The organism is Paenibacillus sp. FSL H7-0331 (genome assembly GCF_001956045.1).
Map to the genome: position 1 here is coordinate 443,836 of NZ_MRTH01000001.1, position 22,088 is coordinate 465,923.

Genomic DNA, 22,088 nt, shown 5'->3' on the forward strand with positions numbered 1-22,088 from the left:
TGCTCTCTTATTGGAAAGCTCTCTACTCCTATTCAATCTAAACCTGGATTGGACCGAGTGATACAGACAATTGATGTGCTGATTGGCTCAGGATAAAAATTGTCCGTCCAGCGGATCGACTAACCTTTTACTGAACCCAGCATAACACCTTTGGCGAAGTGTTTTTGCAAAAACGGGTAGATGACAAGAATTGGCGCCATCGACAGCATGATCGAAGCCATTCGAATCGTTTCCTGAGGAACCATCCGATCATCTCCGCCGGAACCCGCTTGACCTACACCGTTCGAATCGGAATCGATAACGAGTGTTTTGACCAGCACCTGCAGCGTCCATTTCTTCGAATCCGAAATATAGATCAATGCATTAAAATACGTATTCCAGTGCGCTACTGCAAAAAATAAGGTAAACGCCGCAATCGCAGGCATCGATAATGGAATCACGATACGCAGGAACACGCCAAGATCGGAGCAGCCGTCAATTTTGGCTGAATCCTCCAGCTCCGAGGGCAGCGATTCCAGAAAGCTTTTGATGACAATCAAGCTCCACGCATTGGTCAGCGCCGGCCAGATCAGAGCCCAGTATGAATTTAGCAAGCCCAGCTCTTTAATCAGCAGGTAATTCGGCACGATCCCCGCACTGAACACGAGCGTAAAAATAACAGCACCCATCATAATACCGCGGCCTGGCATTGTCTTTTTTGTTAAAGCATAGGCCAACGAGAACGAAACAATCACATTCATCACCGTACCGATGGTTGTAATAAATACGGTACTTTTCAAAGCATTCGCAAAGCTGTTGGTCGATAAAATATATTTATAAGCGGAGAGCGACCACTTTTCCGGAAACACATAAAATTTCAGCGGCACATACACCTGTGGATCGGTAAAAGAAACACTAAACACATACAGAAACGGGAACACACAGACGAATGATATGAGGGCCAGCAATGAATAATTGACCCAGTCGAAGGGCTCCAATTTTTTTTTCGATACAAAGCTCATCCGTTTTCTCCTCCTTTAATTAATAGATTCCTTCGTGTCCTAATTTTTTAACCACATAATTGGAAACCATGACCAAGATAAAGCCTACCACACCTTTAAACATACCGACCGTAACCCCGGTGCTGATCTGGCCTTTAAGAATACCTTGTGTGTAGGAATAGGTATCAAATACTTCGGCCAAGGACGAAACCAGCGGGTTCATCATTAACAAAATTTGCTCAAAGCCTACATCGGCCATATGTCCCAAACGAAGAATTAACAAAATGAAAATAGTAGGTCGAATCGCAGGCAAGGTAATATGCCAGATTTGCCGCCAACGGCTTGCACCGTCAACAACAGCCGCTTCATATCTTTGCGGATCGACGCCCGCCATCGCTGCGAGGAAGATGATCGTACCCCAGCCTACCTCTTTCCACATGCTTTGCAGCGTGATCATTCCCCAGAAATAATTAGGATTCGATAGAAAAGCGATGCTTTCCCCACCCGAGTCCGTTATTAATTTATTGATAATCCCGACATCTGTAGACAGTACAAAAAAAGTCATACTTGCTACAACAACCCATGATAAAAAATGCGGTAAATATACGATCGACTGATTAATCCGCTTGAACACCTCATGACGAACTTCGTTCAACATCAAGCCGAGTATAATCGGCAGCGGGAACATAAACACCAAGCCGAATATGTTAATGGCAAACGTATTGCGAAGCATGATGTAGAAATTTTTGTCCGTAAATAGTTCGGTGAAATGCTTGAACCCCACCCACTCACTGCCGGCAAATCCGCTGTACGGGTTATACTCCTTAAAAGCAAGCAGCAGCCCCCACATCGGTGCAAACTTAAATATCATGAAAAACAAAATTCCCGGTAAAGCCAGCAAATACATATATTTGTGCTGCACCATCCGATTCCATAGCCTGGACCAGTAGCCTGCGTTTCCGGTTGCTCTGGTGATCAACACGGCCTTGTTGGATTCTATCATTGTGTACGCCCTCTCTCCTCATTTGTTGTGGATTGCTTCCCTGTGAACCTAATACTAGACTGCTGGAGGAGGGCAGTATACAGACAATTCTTGAAATGCAATTAAGGTCCGGAGGGATGGACAGAAATTGTCTTTTGATATTCACCCGGAACCCTGAGGGACGCACCCTCCCAAACCCTCCCTATAGGGAGGGCCCCAAAGGGCCTAGCCCTCTGGACTCCCTAGTCGGATGCGCGGCTGTAGTGTTCTCGGGGCGCTTATCGTCCCTGCGGGACACGCTTGATTTCTTGTGGATGGATTGATTTGGCGCGGGGTTTTGGTGTTCTCGGGACGCTTATCGTCCCTGCGGGACACGCTTGATTTATTGTGGATGGGTTGATTGGGCGCTCACAGAACCCATTTATTTCATACAACCATTTTACCCACACATAGAAGTTCCATTAAGAATAAAAGTATTCATACACAAATCCGACTAATGGAAAGGATGAATGCAATTGAGATTGATAAGGAACAATCAAAAACTTAGTAAAGTTAAACTTTTTTTCAAATCCAAACCGGTACGTAAAGCAGCTGCTCAAGTAATCAATTTTACGATTATTGGTGATAGTCATGTCGGCTATGGTAATGGACTAAGCATTTATAAAAGCCTGTTATCTAAAGCAGTGAAAACGGGGAATAAAAAGTTTGTTATTTTTGGAGGGGATAATAAACACGGTTCGACGGGAACAGCCGCTGATGTGGATTATAAAGCATTCAAAGATGTCGCCAGAGGGATTTTGGGTCCCAAGAATATCCCCTTTAAGGCGTCTATAGGAAATTGGGAAGATAATACTAGAGTTTTATTCAAAAGGTATTTAGGAAATGTTCTCGGACAGATGAATTTCCCTGGGACGAATGGTAAAGTGAAGTATGTCTGGTTGGATAATGCACCTGGAAAATTCAGCTTTGCAAGCATAAATTTGCTTAAAAAATTAGATCCTAATTTTTACTATATTATCGATTGTCATTGGCCTTTAAAGGTAAAAGGAATTACAGTAGATCCTACGCATGTTTTGAGTCAGAATGAAACAGACCATTTTTTCAATGCGATTCCTTCCAATGTGAGAAATAACGTTATAGCTATTTTCACTCATCATGCACATACATTTTATGAAAAGCTGACAAATATTTACCCTGGATTTACCAAGACCAAATTTTATGTGTGCGGATGTTCGGGTGCGTACCAATGTAAATGTAATTCCTCTGGTTGTGGTAGAGGTTATTATGAAGCAGCCTTGACAATCAATAACAATCAATTCGACCTCACGGTCAAAGGAGTAAAATCCTAACGATTGTAAGAATCGGCGGTTTGTTCATGTATAACATTCGTTAAGATGCGTAAGGGATTCGCGATACTATTATCACGAATCCCTTACAATGATCTATAGTTTCACCTTCAATTTTAAAGCATCACACAGATTTACGAATTCAACTACCGATACGCCGTCCTGAACATCCCTGGAGTCATCTGAATATTGCGTTGAAACACGCGGGTCAGGTTACGTTCGGAGTAGCCAATGATCGCGGCAATTTCGCTGATACTTTGGTCTGTTTCCAGCAGCAGCCGCTTCGCCTCCTCGACCTTGCACTCCACGACAAATTCCAGGAAGTTGATCCCCATTTCCTTTTTGAACAATCGGCTTACATAAGAAGGGCTCATCCCCACCAGCTCGGCGCAGTACACCAAAGACAGATCCTCCGTGCAGTGCTCGCGAATATATTGGCACACCTGCCAAATCGCAGTCTGTCCTGTATCATTAAGCGAATCCTCGGTCAGCTTCTTGTGCAGCGGGAACAATACCTCCTTGAACCAGTCGATGATGTCGCGGGAGGTTTGCTTGCTTTCCAGTTGGCCGAACAGATTATGCTCCAGAATATCGAGAATGCTCCCTCCCTGTTTTTCCAGAGAAGTAATAATCGCAGATAGCAGTACCGAGTAGCTTTGGTGAATAAAATTAACCGATTGTGATGTTTGCAGCGCCTTGGTGAACCGTTCCAGCGATTGCTCTGCCTGCTTCAACTCGCCTTTGGATAACGAATCAACAATCGCTCCCTCCAAATCACGCGGGTAACGGAAGATGGCGCGGGTTTTCGAATTTTCCAGATCTTCAATATAGAGGACCGAAGCCGTGTCCTGATAAATACGATACTGCAGGGCCACCTCAGCTTCTTTGTATGAAACCGGAACGTCGGCAATATGCGAGTAGCAGCGGCCAATCCCTACAGATGCTTCGAAGGACAGGAAGTTTTTCAAAGAGTCGCAAACCGTCTGGGCAAATTCAATCGTCCTCTCTGGCAGCTTCGATTGCTCCACATCATGATCCCATTGCAGCAAAGCAATCCCCTTACCCTGATACGGAAATACATAACCCTTTAAATCCGAGTTTTTATCCATGAGCTCCTGAATCACATTGGCCACGGCGAAAGCAATAATCGGCTGATCGCCCGGCAAAAACCGCGTTTCCCTCAGCACATTTTCCACCTCGACGACCATGATCATATAGTTGGATTTAACTGTCAGACCGTACGTTTCACAGTCCTGAATCAGGGAATTGCTAAGCACGTAATCGCCATTAATGAGCTGCTGCAGACACCGTTCACGCAATGTCGGCTGGATCTTATCCATATAACTGCCAAGCTGCTGCGTCTCCTTGCTCAAATAATCCAGACAGGCGCGAATGTAGTCAAATTCATTTTCATTCGTCTGCACACGTCCGGCTCCAAGCGACTTACTGTGCTTAATAAGCTGATCAATCGGACTATAAGCACGTTTGGTGCTGAAATAGGTGAAAATGACGGCCAATATAATAAAAAAGGTCAAGGCCAATAACGTAATCACACGTATCCAGACTAATCGCTCCGTAATCAGCTCCTGAGGAATTACCGATACATAGGTGCGTCCAAACAAGCTTTTGACGTAGGAATAATGGGCTTCCTTGCCATCGGCACCCGTATAATAAAAGCTGTCGATACTGCTGCTCGCTTCGCTAATTTTTTTCAGGACCGGCATATCCTCCAGACTCATAGCGTTAGCCGCTGTTGTCTTCCCGGACTGAGCCAATTGGTGCGGATAGCTAACAAAAATCAATTCTTTTCCATTCATTAACAAATTCGTATCATCGGGGAAAAATCGCATAATCCCTTTGGCATCGATCTGAAAAGCCAGAATACCTTGTGAAGAAGCTGCAGCGGCTACCGGCAATCTTCGGAAAAATGTGATGATTCCACTTTGTTGACTGTCCGGCAAATACACCCATCTCAATGGATTTTTATCCGCCATCAACTGCACAACATCGTTTTTATATTTAAATTCATGAAGGTCGACGGCTCCATATTGATTCGTCAGAACCACATCTTCCTGCGTACTGAAAAAGTAGATTTCATTAATAAAATCGTTTGCATTTTTGGCCAATGTAATTTTATTCATCAGCTCCAAATGCCATACCAATGGCTTGTCTGTGATCCGATTCGAAAATACATCATTGATTACCGGTTCGGCTGCCAGTTGAAGGGACTCCTTTTCAATGCCTTGCAAAATACGCTCCGCCCGGTCTCTTGTCAGTGCCAGTGACGATTTGCTTTCATCTATAATAAGCTCCTTGGTCCGTTCCATAGCAAACTGATAATATAATAATCCGGCTACAAGGATGGGAATACATACCGAAAGACAACCTACCCAAATTAAACGATGTAAATATTTACCACTTCGCTCCACTTTCCCGGGAAATAATGCACGATACAAGTGGTTAATCCAGTTGGTCATAGCTGCCTCTGCCTCCATCTACTGCGGGAGGATTCCACGCAATGTCTAATATCCATTTCTGACTGTTTAATGAGCCCTGCTTTTATTGTACTACATGATTATAACCAGAAGGAAGGCGGCGTTGAACCGTCAATACTTGTCATGAGTGCTTTCTCAAGTACAGTTCCATGTCTGCCAACGCAAAAAGCCCTCAAGATTCAACAATCGGTCGGCATAGCCTCCCTAATGCTTATCTTGAAAGCCTTTTGAACATACCTTCTTACTCGCCCTTAACGTAAGGAATTGTCAAGGGACCCAGAGGCAGCACAGCAACACTCATAGATTCACCATATTTGTGCGCAAGCTGCTGCAGCGTATCATCGATATTAGCGGAAGGCTTCAGCATCGCTTGTTCTATTAGCCCGTCCGGCAGTGATGAGCGCACATACACATCCGCCCACACCTGCACAACAGCCTGCTTTTGTACCTGCCATTGATCAAATTGGGAAAACGAAGGATCGTTGATCAGCTCCAAAATCTCCTGCGGCGTTTTACGCAGCTGTAATATGCCTGCATAATTGCCATGATCCGGTATCCCATCCGAGCATTCGGAAGCAACAATAATCGTCCCGCCCTGCTTGACAATTTTGTGTGCCGCACTCATCCCTTTGACTGCCTGATACAGATTCTGATCCAGTGGATAGCCCGAATTGGAGGTAATGACTACATCAAAACGCTGCTCAACCGGAACCATCGCATGCTCCTTGGCAAAAGCACAGCCCTGCTTATGGGCTTCGAACAGCTCCCCGGCAAATACCTGCGTAATTTCCTTGTCTTTGTTCAGCGCTACATTCAGCATGAATTCAGGCTTGCACAAGCGATTAACCTCGCCAGCCATCTCCTGTAAAGGATTGTGCTCCATATTCCCCCAGGTTGCGAGCGGGTCCCCGATCATCCGCGCATTATGGAAGGTCAGAATCGTCTCGATTCCTGCTATTCCAGGCATAATCCCTTTGGGTCCACCGGAAAACCCGGCAAAAAAGTGCGGCTCGATAAATCCGGTGACAATTCGGAAATCCGCTTCCACGTACTCCTTGTTCAAATATGCGTCACAGCCGAACGAGATTCGCCCCAGGTTGACTAACTCATCCTTGTTGTGACAATGATGGTTGATAACTCTAACCTTATCGACGACTTCCTCGCCCAGCATCTGCACGAATTCTTCCCGCGTTTGATCCCGATGCGTGCCCGTCCCATTAATAATGACGAATTGCTCTGCCGGTACATGGGCCAGTTCCTCGATCAGCCAAGGAACCAGCTTATGATTCGGTGTAGGTCTTGTAATATCGCTGATTACGATAGCCACTTTATCCGTCGCTTTCACCATCTCACGCAGGGGAGGAACGCCGATCGGATGTTGTAATGCTTCCATGACGGCAGCCTTATCGTCCTGCAAGCCCTCCAGGTGCGAAGGTTCAATGACTTTGGAATGATCAGGTACATTAATCCGCAAAGCATCTTTTCCATATTGTAAAAAGGTTTCCATCCTTCATCACGCCTTTACACTCGTATAGGCCAAATAGAGCCGTGAACACAATCCAGCCTCGACCATTCAGCTTATGCTCGCTTATTCGTATATTTTGTACAAAGCCTGTGTACCGCTGTTTTCTTCTCCAAGCTTTTGCAGCTGTTCATACAACGATTTAGCCAGCTTGAGACCGTGTGTTTGCAGCCCCATCTCTTCAGCTGAATCAATAGCGATTCCCATATCTTTAATAAAGTGCTTTACGAAAAATCCAGGTTCAAAGTCACCTTTAATAATTCTCGGTCCCAGATTGCTCAGTGACCAGCTGCCCGCAGCACCTGATTCAATGCTCTTAAGCACAGTGGACGGATCAAGACCAGCCTTTTTCGAATAGATCAACGCTTCACAAACACCCATCATATTCGAAGCGATCGCAATTTGATTGGACATTTTTGTATGCTGACCTGCGCCTGCTTGTCCTTGATAGACAATATTTTTGCCCATCACTTCAAATACAGGCAAAACTGCGTCAAATACATCCTGCTCACCGCCAACCATGATCGACAATCTAGCTTCACGAGCACCCACATCACCACCGGAAACTGGAGCATCCAGGGAATAGCATTGTACTTTTTTCGCTTCCTGTTCGATCTTTTTGGCAAGTGAAGGACTGGAGGTCGTCATATCGATTAGGTAAGTGCCTGATTGTGCATGACGGAGAATACCCTGCTCACCCAAATATACTTCTTCAACATCGCTTGGAAAACCAACCATCGTGATCACAACGTCAACCTCACGGGCCAAAGCTCCCGGTGTTTCCTGCCATACAGCACCAGCTTCCACCAATTCATCAGTTTTCGATTTGGTTCTGCTGTATACATGCAGCTTATATCCTGCATTCATTAAATTTTTGACCATACTTTGACCCATGACACCCGTACCGATGAAGCCGATTGCAGCACCTTGTTTAATTGAACCCATATCCAAATTCCTCCTTTGTAACCTTCTTCTCTATTTTAATAGAAGTTGGCAGCAGATGGTAGCGACATTTATTGTTTTTGCCAAAAGTGCTACAGGATATCAAAAAATGTCTTGTTGTTATGGGTACTTCGAGCTAAATCCAACGCCAAGTATCAAAATGTGTCTAACTCCATATCGATTAATCGTTAAAGTCCTATCGACAAAATCCGCGTAATCACAAATATGAACAAAAAAAAGACGACCTGCACGGCCGTCCACATTATACATCAACTGCTGATTGCTCTCCCGCCAGCGCTTAATCTCTCGGCCAGCCAATCGAATGAACGTCGTCCACTAATCTCATGTCTGCCTTCGAATAAATCAGAAGTAAAGCGCTCCTGTACACCCATCGAAGCATAAATGCCGCTCACTCGCTCAATCGTCACTTCAGTCGCATCGATCGGGAATAACGGATCGCTAATACCGGACTCAATAAATAAGGCTCGCGGCGCGATCAATCCGATCAATTCCGGCATTTCCGCATGCAATAAAATACCAGGAATGTAATTATCCAGGCAATGCCGTCTTGATAAAATACTGCGCTTATACGTGTTGCTGTATCCGCAAATAACAGCAGCCTGAATCCGTTGATCCAATGCCGCAGACAACGAGGCAACCATACCACCACCCGATAAGCCCATACATCCGATTCTGGAGGCATCAACATCTGTCCGTGTTGTCAAATAATCCGCCGAACGGATGGCTTCATATCCTCTCAGTCCGGCAATCGTTTTGCCTGCCAGCAGCAGTGCAGCAGCAATCGGAAAGCATGAGTTCGGCGTGTCCGGGTTCTGCTCGGTATCCCAGGTCAGCTTACGGTCACCGAATCCGACAATTTCCGGTGCGATGACGATCATTCCTCTTCGGCACAACTCCAGAGCAAAATGACGATGAATCCCCAAGGCACCGGTATCCTCTGAGCCATCAGGCAGAAGTCCGACAACCTCCCGGCTGCCATAGCCATGTCCATGCCAGGCCAGAACCGCAGGGAAAGGCCCATTGCCATGCTTCGGGATCAGGACATAAGCCGGAACCCGAAGTCCATCAGCAGACGAGTACTCAACGCGTTCCCGGATAACATCACCCAGATCGGTGCTCTCCAGAAGTACAGGATCAAGCGCAGGCTGTGTGCCATCCAACGCTTCGAAGGAGCCAAGAGCTGTTTTCAGCTTATTGCGAAGCTGCTCCTGATCCTGAGAATCACTTCCATTCCTCTTGCGTATGACTTCCGTCTCCGCATACAGCTTTTCCAAATACAAATCAGGCTTCCAGATGAAAGACAACTCCTTCCATGACACACTACTTTCAGCGAGCCCAACATTCACTCCTAACGGATAGAAGCAGCTATTCTGGCTCCGTACTCATAGTGTATGATTTTCCTTCACCTATTCAGTATGCTAAAGAATTCCGTCCATTTCAACACATGTCAGCACAAATGCACCTACGCCATGCAGATCATTTTCACAAACAGGTCTTGTCATGTAATTCGTATAGTCTCCTGCTGAGGTTCCGATGCAAATATCCGGCATGACAAAACGTCCCTGCTCATCGAACTTCATCCGGTTAACCAAGCCCTGATAACCATGCTTAGCTGCCTTGGTCAAGCTTCCATCTGCATCTGCATAGCCATGTTTGATTGCTTTGACAATCGCATATACGAACAAGGCTGATCCTGATGTTTCCAACCAATTCTCAGGACGATCACCTTTATCTACAACCTGATACCATAATCCGCTGGCCTCATCCTGATAGCGGGCAAGTGCTGCAGCGAAATTACCCAACGATGTCGTCAATTGCTCGCGCGCCTCATGATCGGCAGGCAAAGCGTCAAGGAAATCAGCCAAAGCCAGTCCGTACCAGCCAAGCGATCTGCCCCAGAATTCCGGTGAGCAGCCTGTTTCCGGATTCGCCCAAGGCGTCTGCCGTTTTTCGTCCCATGCGTGATACAGCAGCCCCGTTGCGGGATCACTCATATACGTACGCATCAGCTTTTCTTGATGCAGAGTTTGTTCAATTAATCCGGCTTCACCGTACTCGACCTCATATTTGATCGCAAATACGCCGCCCATATATAAGCCATCCAGCCACATTTGGTAGGGATACTTGTCCTTATGCCAGAATCCTCCCTCAGCGGTACGATTCAAGGTACGGAACAGCTGTCGCAGCTTTTCCATCGCAATCCGATAACGGGGCTCCTTGAAATGCTTATCCAGCGTGAACAGCAGCAGGCCCGGTTGGATTGCATCCAACTCATCGCGGCTGAAATAGAAGTTGCCCTGCTCGTCGATCAGATGATCCACATACGCCTTGGGATACAACAAATACTTCGCGTCCTTCGTTTGCTCCCACAGAGCGAGCATACCTTGCAAAAACACGCCTTGGTGATAATGCCAGCGATTAGCTGGAGGAAGCTCTCCCGGCACAACGCTGGACACGAGCGAATCGCAAGCCGCTTTGGCCCAATCAATCGGTGTTGCTTCTGTACGGTTAAATGTAGTGTCGGTAGTGTTCATAATGAGCTCCCTTCGGGTAGTAAGTGAATAGTAAATAGAATTATAAGATCAGCCTTTAATCGAACCGAGTAATGCACCTTTGGCAAAATGCTTTTGCAGGAACGGATACACGATCAGCACAGGAATGGTTGCTACCACGATAACGGCCATCTTGATTGTCTGTTCCGGTGGTGCTGCATAACCGTCATCGAAGCCCGAAGAATCTGCACTGAGCCCGCTTGCCAAAATAACAATTTGCCGCAATATAATTTGTACCGGCCACTTCGCATTATCATTCAAATAGAGAATCGCCGATAAATACGTATTCCAATAGGTTACCGCATAAAATAGCGAAATCGTCGCAATGGCAGGCATCGACAGCGGAAGTACAATTCGGAACAAAATCCCCCAATCGCTGCAGCCATCCATTTTGGCTGACTCTTCCAGACCATCAGGAATATTTTGGAAAAAATTACGCATAATGATCAAGTTAAACGCATTAATAGCCGTAGGAATAATCAAAGCAAAGTAGGAATCAATTAAACCCATGTTTTTTACGGTAATAAAGGTTGGAATTAACCCGCCATGGAACAGCATAGTAAACACGACCATGAACATGATCACTTTTCGTCCATCCAGATCACGTCGAGTCAAGCCATACGCCATCAAGGCCGTTAAAAACATACTGATCACGGTGCCGACCGATGTAACTCCGATTGAAACCCCCAACGAACGCAGAATCGTATTCGTCGAGAAAATGTATTTGTAAGCATTCAACGAAAAGACGGTCGGAAAAATAACAAATTGTCTGGCCGCCATCTCCTCGGCAGTCGTGAATGATCCCGCTACCACGTGAATGAACGGTAGAATCATCACCAGAGCTATAATAGCCAAAAGTCCGTAATTCATCACATCAAACAAGCGACTGCTCATCGATTTATCTTGCTGCATAAGGCTCTGTCTCCTTTCCATGTTGACTTAATAAATGCCATCCTCGCCAGCTTTTTTGGCTAATTTGTTAGCGCTCATAACGAGAATCAGGCCGATAATCGATTTGAAGAATCCGACAGCGGTACTGAAGCTGTACTGTCCTTGCTTCAAGCCTGCGGTGTATACATACGTATCAAAAATTTCCGCCACTTCACGGTTAGCTGAGTTTAACAGCAAGTAGACCTGTTCAAATCCTAGCTCCAGCACATCACCGATTTTCAAAATGAGCAGCACGATAATAACTCCGCGTACTGAAGGAATCGTAATATGCCATATTTGACGCAGACGTCCGGCACCATCCATTTTGGCTGCTTCGTACAATCCAGGATCGATCGCCGCCATCGCCGCCAAATAAATAATCGTTCCCCAGCCCGCTTCGCGCCAGATTACCTGTAAAATATAAGTAGGCCGGAACCATGAGGCGTTAAGCAAAAAGTTAATTTTATCGTATCCGGCCGCAGCCAGCATTTCATTAATGATCCCCCGATCCATCGAAAGCATAACGAATGTAATCGACACGATAATGACCCAGGACATAAAATGCGGTATATAAACCAACGTTTGCACGGTCCGTTTAAATCCGCTGTGCCGCACTTCGTTAAGCATTAAGGCAAGTAAAATCGGCACCGGGAAAAAGAACAATAAATTCATCCCGAACAAGATTAAAGTATTGGCTAATATCCTAAAAAATGCCGGTTCCTCAAACAGTCTCTGGAAGTTGTCAAGTCCTACCCACTTGCTTCCCGTAATCCCCAAATATGGCTTATAATCCTGAAAAGCAATAATGAGTCCCCACATCGGGACGTACTTGAAAATGATAAAAAACAGGAACCCCGGTAAGATCATCAGGTAGATTGCTCTATTTTTGATAACTCGCTGCAAAAGGCTCGAGCTTGATTTCGGTTTGATTTGGACTTGATTGGAGACAATTGTGTCATTCATCGCAGGTTCCTCCTTTCCTTAAGTACAACAAGCACGGGAGCCATCCTCAGACCGGAAGGCCCCCAGCTTCATAGAGAATTAAAGTTTAAATTATTTCTTGGCTTTCTGATAAGCAGCTGTGTATTCCTCGATAATTTTGTCTCCGCCTTCTTTTTTCCATCGGTCTACTTCCTTTTGGAAGCCGGCTTCGTCAATCTTGCCAATAATAAAGTTATAGGTTGCATCCTTGATAATATCTTGCAGACGAACACCCTTCTCGGTGTAGGTTTTGGAATCCAGAGGTGCGGTTGGATCGTTAACAAGAATTTTGTTATTGTCGACAATCAAATCCTCAGCTTTTGCTTTGGCATCATAAGTAAAGTAACCCGTCAGCATGCCATTCGTGCTTTGTCCACCAATCATTGTTGCCTGATAAGGCTTCACATCGCGGTCTGTCATTTTGGAGTCTTCCGAGACCTGTGCTTTACCATCCTTCAACGTGTAATGCTTGCCTTCAATACCGTAGTAAATCAGGTTCGTCAATTCCGGACTCATCATTTTGTCATAGAACGTCAGGATGCCTTTGAGCTCGGCTTCTGTTTTTACAGCGGATTTCGGGAAGAATACGGCTGAGCCGTAGCCAGGGATGGACCAAATGCCGGTTTTGCCGTCAGGACCTGCCAGACGATTGGCCACATCAAGCTTAGAATCCTTATTTGCCATTTTTTGGTTCAGGGAAATAACATCAGCCATCGATCCAATATAAACGCCCGCTTTACCGGTCTGGAACAGATTTTGTTGATCAGTTTTACTTGTAACCGGGAAGTCCTGATTAATCAAGCCTTCTTTATGAAGCTTTAAAAAGTATTTCAGCGTGTCCATATAGGCAGGATACATAAATTCCGGTACGAGCTTGCCATCTTTCTCGCCCCAGTTGTTAGGTGTACCGAAGTAGGAGGATACCGTTTTGAAGGCTCCGTAGATCAGATCATTACGGTCAGTCAGACCGATCGTATCTTTTTTGCCGTTTTTGTCAGGATCATTTTCCGTGAATGCCTTTAGCATTTTGTAAAGATCATCCGTAGATTTGGGAGCAGCCAGACCGAGATTATCAGCCCAGTCCTTCCGATAAATAACACCTTGGCGTGACAATGGAGTTTCTTGATACAACGCATAAATTTTTCCGTCAACCGATGTATTATTCAGAATGGTCGGAAGCAATTTTTTCAAATTCGGATAGTCCTTAAGTAGTGGACCCACCTCCCAGAACTGATTGTTGCGGATGGCATCCTTCAACAAGATCAGCGAGGCTGGGTTTTTCAAGTACAATACCTGTGGCAGTGTGCCTGTCGCCATCGAAGCGTTCATCTTCTCATCGTAGCTGCCATCTGGAACCCATTGAATCTCAAGTTTTGTATTGGTTTTTTCTTCGACCAGCTTTTGGATTGTATCCGTTGGTACCTCTGGTATTTTAAGTGAAGCCATGATCGAAATTTTCGTAGGTCCTGCTGGAGTTGCTGCTGCATTCTTACCATCATTAGCTGCGGGCTGCGTTGAACTGGATGCACATCCAGCCGCTACGGTAAGTGATAATGCAGCTGCCATAACCATCGATACTCGTTTATTCATCATTTGTTCGGTCCCCCATTATCATTTGTAAGTGTGGTTGTCGCTGAACATTTCAAGCTGTTTATGACAATCTCAGACTATAATCTTTGATCCGTTACGTCTATAATCATTGGCTTTGCAGGCTTGCATAATGCTGGTATGACGCGGTAAAACCTGTTATCTACATACTGAATCTGATATAATGATTACTTCCGGCAAAATGATTATTGGAGATACGGCTTGTATTTGTTACTATTACATACAGCTACGATCGGGGTGCCTATTTCGATCACACAGCATTCCCGATTCACCGAACCTGCACAAATAATCTCTATATCACTTATACAACTTCTCATAAAGGAGTCGCCGATCTATGAACAAACAAAGCCTGCTGACGAAGCTGATCCTTTTTGGATGTGTCCTCTGCATTGTACCCGTGCTCTTGCTCGGTATGCTTTCCTATATGGAGTCCTCAAGCTCAATTCAGCATCAGGTTAATCAAAGTAATACGCTTATTATGAAGCAAATGAAAGGGAATATCGAACAAGTTTTGAAAACGCTTGATTATACACTCAATCATATGGCGGATTCGACCTTGATGCAGGACGCGCTATTCCGTCAAATGGATTATAACGACTTTCAACTCTATAATAGCCTCCGTCGTGAATTTGGGCATATTCAATCGTTCGATATGAAAGTAACGGATGTCCTCCTGCTTAATGCGGCTGATAAATGGTTGATTAACAACAACGGCTTATACGAGCTTAATAAATTTAAAGAAACGGAACACCTGCTGAGCTTTATGAATTTACCGAATAATTCAAGCTGGATCCTGCACGAGAACAGCAATCTGGGTTCGCCGGACACGCAAAGCAACAAATGCAGCCATACCGTGATTTTGGTCAAAAAGCTGCCCCTGCTGCTGTCCGACAAAAGAGGCATTCTTTTTGCGCCGATTCCGGTCTGCAGCCTTGCCAGCATGATGGAATCGGATTCGACAGCACGCCACTTTATGATTATGGACCAAAACCATACAATCATGGTTCATCCCGACGAAACCCTGATTGGTAAATCCATTATGGAAACCGGGTATATCAATGAGAACGAGCTTACCCATTTCGCCAATAATAGTGAACAATTTGAAACAAACACAACCACCGGTTCTTATTCAGTCACTTATGTCAAATCGGATTTGAACAATTGGATCTATGTATCGTTCACGGAAATGAGTCAGTTTACCAAGGAATCACGAGCCATTGGCTGGTTTACCTTGTATGCTTGCCTGCTCATTCTCGCCGTATGCGTGATCTTCGTCTGGTACGGAAGCCGAAACATGTATAATCCGATGCGGCGTATTCTTCAAGCGATTTCGGAGGGCCTACCGGAGTGGGATGCTGTCAAACGTAATGAGTTTCAGGTTATCCAGGAGCATATTCAGCAGCTGTTTGCTTCCAACTCGAATCTGAAAGTCGAAATCAACCGGCACTCCCAGCAGGTCCGCAGTTTTTTTCTCATTAATATGTATCAGGACAATGTCGTCAAAACTGAAATCGAAGATCGGCTCAGAGCTTATGGTTATGCGGAGCTGATTGATGGCTGGGATCAGATGATTGTATTGACGCTTCAGATCGATTCACTGGAGGAAACCCGTTTTACCGCTAATGATCTGGATCTCTTGATGTTTGCCATCAATAATATCGTTGAGGAAATCGTACCTGCGGAAAACCGATTGACGCCCGTGATTTTTGACCAGACTCAGGTCACCCTGATCGGCTTCAAGGGTTCACAGACGGGTTCTTTCAAGGACCGTGTTTACCAATTTACCGAATCCATTCAGCAAAATATTCGTACTTATCTCGGTTTATCGATCAGTATTGGCTTAAGTCTGCCTTTTGACAGTGCGAGCAAAAGTGCCCGCGCTTACCGCGAAGGCTTGGAGGCATTGATGCAGCGGCTCAAGCTGGGACAAGGTATCGTCGTTCCGTATGAAAATCTCAATTCGGGCAAGCACACCTTAATTTACACGTATCCCAAGCAGTTGGAAAATGAGCTGATCGAATCTATTAAGTTGGCCGATGAGGACAAATCGTATGCTCTGCTGAAGCAATGGCTTGTTCAAGTGCTGGGCAAGGATCAAACACCGCAATTATACCAAATTTCGTTGATCAGGCTGCTGAACGATTTGATGATCGTCTCACAGGAATCCGGTATTGCTTTGGTGCAAATTCATCATGAAGGACGTTCGATGCACGAGGAGCTGCTGCAGCTGTATATTAGCGGAGAAATCGAATCCTGGTTCCGCACCCGCATTTTGCAGCCGATGCTGCAAGTGTTCCGTGACCGCGGCGACTCGCAATACCATAATTTATCCGAGCAAATTATTAGCATGATTCACAGTGAATATGATACCGAGCTGACATTAGACGAATGCGCCCTGCGGCTGCATTATAATGCTTTTTATTTAAGCAGCGTGTTCAAAAAAGAAACCGATATGACGTTCAGCGACTATCTGTTAATGTATCGGTTTCAGATGGCACGCAAATGGTTGATCGAAACCGATATGCCGATCAAGGACATCGCGCAAAAACTGCAGTACAATAACCCTCAGAATTTCATTCGTTCCTTCCGCAAGCAGGAGGAAATGACTCCGGGGCAGTACCGAAGCAAGTACGGAAATATCAAAGGATAGGAAGCCAGATTTCATCAGCGTAGAAAAATAACAGGCACAAATGCGCAAAAAGTCCCTGCATCAGAACATCTGACAGGGACTTTTTGCTTGAAGCTGCAGCTGTATTACCAGAGCACCTACAATTAGTGAGGAGCTCCATCTATCAATTATTTTACGCTGGCTGTCGGGTCATCCTTGTTTGCAGCCGCCGCCTCGCTATCGTTAGGATAAGCGACCTTTTCTTCGTGAATAATGGCAAGCTGGCCCTCACTGACACCTATTGCAATCCGCGAGCCGTCCAAGATGCTGCCAGCCACAATTTCACGAGCCAATTTGGTTTCCAAAAATCGCTGAATATAGCGTTTCAATGGCCTTGCACCATACATAGGATCATAACCTTCAACCGCAATATGAAAACGGGCTTCGTCCGTCAAGCGCAGTTCAATCCGCCGTTCACTAAGGCGCTGCTCCAAGCCATGTACAAGCTTGCTGACGATTTGCTCCACATCATGAAGCGATAACGGCTTGAACAGGACAACATCATCAATCCGGTTCAAAAATTCGGGACGGAAATGCTGCCGCAGCTCACGGAAGACGGCTTCCTCCGCTTGCTTCGCAATATTTCCATTGTCATCCGCACCATCAAGTAAATAAGCAGACCCGATATTGGAGGTCAGAATCACAATCGTATTTTTGAAATCAACGACTCTGCCCTGAGAGTCGGTCAACCGGCCATCATCGAGCAGCTGCAGTAGCGAGTTGAATACTTCAGGATGTGCCTTCTCGATCTCATCGAACAGCAGCACAGAATAAGGCTGTCTGCGCACCGCTTCTGTGAGCTGTCCGCCCTCCTCGTAGCCGATGTAACCGGGAGGAGCTCCAATCAGTCGGGATACCGAATGCTTCTCCATATACTCCGACATATCAATCCGAATAATTCGGTCCTCATTGTCAAACAAAGCTTCAGCCAATGCTTTGGCCAATTCCGTTTTACCAACACCAGTAGGTCCCAGAAACAGAAACGAGCCGATGGGTCGATTCGGGTCCTTTAATCCAGCCCGCGCGCGCAGCACAGCATCGGAAACCAGATTAACCGCCTCATCCTGACCGACAACCCTCTTATGCAGCAGCTCCTCCAGACGGAGCAGCTTTTCCCTCTCGCCTTCAACGAGACGGCTAACCGGTATGCCGGTCCAGAGCGCAACGATTCCAGCAATTTCCTCCTCCGTAACTTCTTCGAGCAGCAATCGATGGTCCGTGTTCGCCCGCGCTTCTTCCTCCGCCTGCTTCACACGCTTTTCCAGCTCGGGTATACGCCCGTAGCTCAGCTCTGCGGATTTTTCAAGATCATAGCGATCCTCAGCTTCCTGCAGCTGCATCCGGAGCTGCTCCAATTCCTTACGAAGCCTTTGGATGCCTTGAATGGTTTCTTTTTCATTTTCCCATTTGGCTTTCAATGTGTTATGCCGATCTTTTAAATCCGCAAGCTCCTTCTGAAGCACCTTCAGTCTGTCCTGACTCGCTGCATCGGTTTCCTTGCGCAAAGCAGCCTCCTCGATCTCGAGCTGCATCATCCGCCGCGTTACCTCATCCAGCTCTGTCGGCATCGAGTCAATCTCTGTACGTATCATCGCACAGGCTTCATCAATCAGATCGATGGCTTTATCCGGCAGAAAGCGGTCAGATATATAGCGATTCGATAGAACACCTGCAGCCACGAGCGCATTATCATGGATTTTCACACCGTGATACAGCTCAAAGCGATCCTTCAATCCACGCAATATCGAAATCGTGTCCTCCACATCCGGTTCGCTGACAAGCACCTGTTGAAAACGACGCTCAAGCGCCGGGTCCTTCTCGATGTATTGACGATATTCATCCAATGTGGTTGCACCTATACAGTGAAGCTCACCACGCGCCAGCATCGGCTTCAGCATATTGCCCGCATCCATAGCGCCTTCGGTTTTGCCCGCTCCCACTATCGTATGCAGTTCGTCGATAAAGAGCAAAATGCGCCCCTGACTTTCCTTTACTTCGTGAAGTACAGCCTTCAGCCGTTCCTCGAATTCCCCACGGTATTTGGCACCGGCAACGAGTGAGCTCATATCCAGTGAAAAAATCGTTTTGTCGAGCAGGCCGTCAGGGACATCACGTTTGACAATACGCTGGGCAAGTCCCTCAACGATGGCTGTTTTCCCGACTCCGGGTTCACCGATCAGGACCGGATTATTTTTGGTTTTACGTGAGAGAATGCGAATGACACGACGTATTTCGGCGTCCCGGCCGATTACAGGGTCAACCTTGCCTGTCCGCACCTCGGCAACAAGATCACGGCCATATTTGCTCAGCGCTTCGTAGGTAGCTTCCGGTTCCTGACTCGTTACACGCTGATGCCCACGAACCTCGGACAATGCTTTCAGCAGCGTCTCGCGTGTCACACCGAAGGAACGAAACAGCCCCCCGGCTTCTTGCTTATCTTCAAGAAGTGCGAGCAATAAATGCTCGATCGACAAATAGTCATCATTCAGTAATTTGGCTTCCTTTTCTGCGTCCTGTATAATTCGGTCGAAAGCCGGAGATAAATAATTCCGTATCGTATCCGCGCCGGGTCCACTTACTCTCGGCTTACGGCCAAGCTGTTCTTCCAAACGGGAGCGGAAGGCTTCAATAGGCACATTCAGCTTTTGCAGCAGCCGCGGCGCAAGGCCCTCCTGCTGATCCAGCAGTGCCCATAACAGATGCGTCAAACCAATTTCCTGATGCTTGCGCGATATTGCCGTCTGCTGGGCTGCGATAATCGCTTCCTGAGCTTTTTGTGTAAAACGATTAAAATCCATGTTGTTTCCCCCATTCATAAAGTCATAAATTTAGGTTCGAAGGATTGCTCTTGTGCAAGCTCGCGATACAGCTGCTGTACCTTCTCCGAGCTTGCCTTAGGTACCGTCACCTGCACAGCGACATACAGATCTCCGAAGCTGCCATCCGGCTTGCGCAAGCCCTTACCGGTAACCCGCAGCTTTTGCCCTGTGCTGATTCCGGCAGGCACCTTAACGTTAAGCATGCCGCCATCCGGCAGCTTGACCTTCGCTTCAGTACCGAGCGCCACATGCCAAGGAGCAGTCTCAAGACGGGCAGTCAAATTGAAGCCGTCTACGACGAATACAGGATCAGGCTTGAATTTGAGCGTAATGTACAGGTCGCCTTTGCTGCCATTCCTATAGGTTCCACCCATGCCCTTGAGACGAATACGTTGTCCATCACTAATGGAAGCAGGCAGCGTAACGCCAATCTCCTTACCTTGAACCTGTACCCTGACTTTGCCGCCTTTTGTAATTTCCTCTAACGTAAGAAGCAGCGATGCCTCTTCATCCACTTGCTCTGTACCAAATCTGTCCTCGTTCGTAAAAAAACCACCACCCGCCGGTCCTCCACGACCAGCAGCTCCGCCAAAAAATTGGCTGAACAGATCACCGTAATCGCTCTCTCCAGTCTGGTAGGTTGCACCTCCAGAGGTGCCTCCCCAGTTCTGTCCATTGAAATTAAAGCCGCCCGCTTGTCCAAAGTCTTCATAGCCACCTTGCTGGGCACGGCCTCGATCCTGCCAGCTATCACCGTATTGATCGTAGTTGGCTCTGGATTCTTCATTGCTCAGGACCTCGTAAGCTTCCTGTATTTCCTTGAATTTCTTTTCCGCCTCAGGGCTTTTATTCACATCGGGATGGTAAGTTTTGGCCATTTTTTTATGGGCTTTTTTAATTTGTTCCTTTGTCGCCTTACGGTCAACACCGAGTATCTTATAGAAATCCTTGGTAGGGCTCATAGCCTTCACTCCCCATATCAAATTGGTCAATAAAGGTCAAACCATATCTATTAAAAAGGGCACGATTGAACGGTTACAGTAACCATTAATGTGCCCCAAATCGCTGTATTTACAATTTCTCTGTGGTTACCCGTAACCCTGCAGCCGCCACTCACGGTTCATCTAACTTTCTGGTATATGTTTATTATAAGCTTACTTGCCTAAAGAATCAAAAGCGATTATTGGCTGTATAGCTCAAAATACATCGGTTTTCCGGCAAAATGATTGCCAAATCATGGACTTTCTGTTTATCTGACCTTCTTTGACCTTAAAGATCTTCAATAGCCTTCCCTTTACTTCTTCTTTCATCGCACATCTAGCTTTCACTGTAGTAGGCACGCAGCTCAATATCCTGATCGTAATTGCCAAAGCCTTCCCCGAACAGGGTCAATCCACCTACGTGCTCGGAATCTTCCTCCACGGCAAATCGCAGCGTCCAGAACTTTTTGTGCAGGCTTAAGGAATCGACTGTGACGTCTGATATTTGCTTACCATCGATATAAGTCCCATTGTTGTCAATTCGAATGACTTTGAGTAATCCATACTGATTGACATTTCTCTGCCACCAGGATGGTGTGAACCGACCACGGGTATGCCCGTAATCTCCAGGGCTCGTCCATTCTCCCAGGCATATTCCATTTAAGTAAAAACGAATATCGGAAGGCCAATGCTCATTGATACCAGGTGCTTCCGAGGAAATTTCCATGGAGATTTCAATCTCCTCCAACTTCTGAGTTTGCAGCGAGTAATTAGGAACCGTATACTCCACAAACCCTTTACTAAACCACAAAATCCGGGCATGCATCCGATCAGGGTCGAGAAAATAACGCGGATCATCATATTGTCCTATATTTTGCTTTTGCGTAGCCAATCCACATGTGGGATATACATCAAAAGCTGTATAATGGCCTATCGGTATGTTCGTTTCATGGTAGCTTCTTTCTTCTGCTGGCGCCTCACCCGGAAGTATAATCTCAATGCCTCGTACGGCAAGCGAGCATATTTTGTGCGTACCTCCCTGCTTGCGAACCATTCGGGTCGTTATCAACCCACCTTTTTCGAGCTTCTTGACATGCATGGTGACAATAGCGCTGCTTAGATTCAAGCTTGCAGCAAGTTCCTTTACGTTCATCGGCTGTTCCCCCAACAGTTCCAGAATACGCAGCCGTACGCCACTTGCCAACGCCTCATAGAGCGCAAGCCATTTGGTATCCGTATTTATTTTTAACATAGGAGCCCCT

At 46.3% G+C, this 22,088-nt stretch carries 15 protein-coding genes; 2 read left to right on the plus strand and 13 right to left on the minus strand.

Annotation, left to right across the window (positions count from 1 at the left end; all coding sequences use genetic code 11):
- Positions 1 to 119 precede the first annotated feature (119 nt).
- Complete coding sequence (locus BK127_RS02060; protein WP_076228051.1) at positions 120 to 1,001, minus strand: carbohydrate ABC transporter permease; 882 nt, start codon at positions 999 to 1,001, stop codon at positions 120 to 122.
- 19 nt (positions 1,002 to 1,020) lie between these two features.
- Positions 1,021 to 1,983 (minus strand): ABC transporter permease, encoded by a 963-nt coding sequence (locus tag BK127_RS02065; RefSeq protein ID WP_256711137.1) that lies wholly within the window; start codon positions 1,981 to 1,983, stop codon positions 1,021 to 1,023.
- Between the two features lie 488 nt (positions 1,984 to 2,471).
- On the opposite strand from BK127_RS02065, the gene BK127_RS02070 reads away from it, so the two are divergent.
- Positions 2,472 to 3,311 carry a metallophosphoesterase gene (locus tag BK127_RS02070; protein WP_076228053.1) on the plus strand — a complete coding sequence of 280 codons (840 nt, stop codon included), beginning with the start codon at positions 2,472 to 2,474 and terminating at the stop codon, positions 3,309 to 3,311.
- Between the two features lie 143 nt (positions 3,312 to 3,454).
- On the opposite strand, the gene BK127_RS02075 is transcribed toward BK127_RS02070, so the two are convergent.
- The 8 genes from BK127_RS02075 to BK127_RS02110 form a co-directional block, all read right to left on the minus strand.
- Positions 3,455 to 5,785 (minus strand): helix-turn-helix domain-containing protein, encoded by a 2,331-nt coding sequence (locus BK127_RS02075; RefSeq protein WP_076228056.1) that lies wholly within the window; start codon positions 5,783 to 5,785, stop codon positions 3,455 to 3,457.
- Between the two features lie 259 nt (positions 5,786 to 6,044).
- A complete protein-coding gene (larA, locus tag BK127_RS02080) occupies positions 6,045 to 7,310 on the minus strand; it encodes a nickel-dependent lactate racemase (protein ID WP_076228058.1) in 1,266 nt (421 codons plus the stop codon).
- 81 nt (positions 7,311 to 7,391) lie between these two features.
- Positions 7,392 to 8,270 (minus strand): NAD(P)-dependent oxidoreductase, encoded by an 879-nt coding sequence (locus tag BK127_RS02085; RefSeq protein WP_076228060.1) that lies wholly within the window; start codon positions 8,268 to 8,270, stop codon positions 7,392 to 7,394.
- A gap of 266 nt (positions 8,271 to 8,536) precedes the next feature.
- Complete coding sequence (locus BK127_RS02090) at positions 8,537 to 9,607, minus strand: alpha/beta hydrolase family protein (protein WP_256711139.1); 1,071 nt, start codon at positions 9,605 to 9,607, stop codon at positions 8,537 to 8,539.
- A 99-nt stretch (positions 9,608 to 9,706) separates the two neighbouring features.
- A complete protein-coding gene (locus BK127_RS02095) occupies positions 9,707 to 10,822 on the minus strand; it encodes a glycoside hydrolase family 88/105 protein (protein ID WP_076228062.1) in 1,116 nt (371 codons plus the stop codon).
- Positions 10,823 to 10,870: 48 nt separating this feature from the next.
- Positions 10,871 to 11,752, minus strand: a complete 882-nt coding sequence (locus BK127_RS02100; protein ID WP_076228064.1) for a carbohydrate ABC transporter permease — start codon at positions 11,750 to 11,752, stop codon at positions 10,871 to 10,873.
- 27 nt (positions 11,753 to 11,779) lie between these two features.
- Entirely contained in the window at positions 11,780 to 12,733 is a 954-nt protein-coding gene (locus tag BK127_RS02105; RefSeq protein ID WP_076228066.1) for an ABC transporter permease, read from the minus strand.
- Between the two features lie 90 nt (positions 12,734 to 12,823).
- Entirely contained in the window at positions 12,824 to 14,344 is a 1,521-nt protein-coding gene (locus BK127_RS02110) for an extracellular solute-binding protein (RefSeq protein ID WP_076228069.1), read from the minus strand.
- 349 nt (positions 14,345 to 14,693) lie between these two features.
- Here BK127_RS02110 and BK127_RS02115 point away from each other — a divergent pair, with 349 nt between their 5' ends.
- Positions 14,694 to 17,009: a helix-turn-helix domain-containing protein gene (locus BK127_RS02115; protein ID WP_076228071.1), complete on the plus strand. Its 2,316-nt coding sequence runs from the start codon at positions 14,694 to 14,696 to the stop codon at positions 17,007 to 17,009.
- Positions 17,010 to 17,155: 146 nt separating this feature from the next.
- Here BK127_RS02115 and clpB read toward each other — a convergent pair whose 3' ends face one another.
- The 3 genes from clpB to BK127_RS02130 all read right to left on the minus strand — a co-directional run bounded on the left by clpB (position 17,156) and on the right by BK127_RS02130 (position 22,078).
- Entirely contained in the window at positions 17,156 to 19,825 is a 2,670-nt protein-coding gene (gene clpB / locus BK127_RS02120; protein ID WP_083688983.1) for an ATP-dependent chaperone ClpB, read from the minus strand.
- 14 nt (positions 19,826 to 19,839) lie between these two features.
- Positions 19,840 to 20,808, minus strand: coding sequence for a DnaJ C-terminal domain-containing protein (locus BK127_RS02125; protein ID WP_076228073.1), 969 nt, complete (start codon positions 20,806 to 20,808; stop codon positions 19,840 to 19,842).
- A gap of 355 nt (positions 20,809 to 21,163) precedes the next feature.
- On the minus strand, positions 21,164 to 22,078 hold the full coding sequence (locus BK127_RS02130) for an ArsR/SmtB family transcription factor (protein ID WP_076228076.1): 915 nt from the start codon (positions 22,076 to 22,078) through the stop codon (positions 21,164 to 21,166).
- Between the last annotated feature and the right edge of the window lie 10 nt (positions 22,079 to 22,088).

What these genes read in the sequence shown, in the direction of transcription:
- BK127_RS02110 (WP_076228069.1), bottom strand. Translation starts at nt 14,344, where the DNA reads ATGATGAATAAACGAGTATCGATGGTTATGGCAGCTGCATTATCACTT.
- BK127_RS02130 (WP_076228076.1), bottom strand. Translation starts at nt 22,078, where the DNA reads ATGTTAAAAATAAATACGGATACCAAATGGCTTGCGCTCTATGAGGCG.
- clpB (WP_083688983.1), bottom strand. Translation starts at nt 19,825, where the DNA reads ATGGATTTTAATCGTTTTACACAAAAAGCTCAGGAAGCGATTATCGCA.
- BK127_RS02075 (WP_076228056.1), bottom strand. Translation starts at nt 5,785, where the DNA reads ATGACCAACTGGATTAACCACTTGTATCGTGCATTATTTCCCGGGAAA.
- BK127_RS02115 (WP_076228071.1), top strand. Translation starts at nt 14,694, where the DNA reads ATGAACAAACAAAGCCTGCTGACGAAGCTGATCCTTTTTGGATGTGTC.
- BK127_RS02100 (WP_076228064.1), bottom strand. Translation starts at nt 11,752, where the DNA reads ATGCAGCAAGATAAATCGATGAGCAGTCGCTTGTTTGATGTGATGAAT.
- BK127_RS02070 (WP_076228053.1), top strand. Translation starts at nt 2,472, where the DNA reads ATGCAATTGAGATTGATAAGGAACAATCAAAAACTTAGTAAAGTTAAA.
- BK127_RS02085 (WP_076228060.1), bottom strand. Translation starts at nt 8,270, where the DNA reads ATGGGTTCAATTAAACAAGGTGCTGCAATCGGCTTCATCGGTACGGGT.
- BK127_RS02125 (WP_076228073.1), bottom strand. Translation starts at nt 20,808, where the DNA reads ATGAGCCCTACCAAGGATTTCTATAAGATACTCGGTGTTGACCGTAAG.
- BK127_RS02060 (WP_076228051.1), bottom strand. Translation starts at nt 1,001, where the DNA reads ATGAGCTTTGTATCGAAAAAAAAATTGGAGCCCTTCGACTGGGTCAAT.
- BK127_RS02095 (WP_076228062.1), bottom strand. Translation starts at nt 10,822, where the DNA reads ATGAACACTACCGACACTACATTTAACCGTACAGAAGCAACACCGATT.
- BK127_RS02105 (WP_076228066.1), bottom strand. Translation starts at nt 12,733, where the DNA reads ATGAATGACACAATTGTCTCCAATCAAGTCCAAATCAAACCGAAATCA.
- larA (WP_076228058.1), bottom strand. Translation starts at nt 7,310, where the DNA reads ATGGAAACCTTTTTACAATATGGAAAAGATGCTTTGCGGATTAATGTA.
- BK127_RS02065 (WP_256711137.1), bottom strand. Translation starts at nt 1,983, where the DNA reads ATGATAGAATCCAACAAGGCCGTGTTGATCACCAGAGCAACCGGAAAC.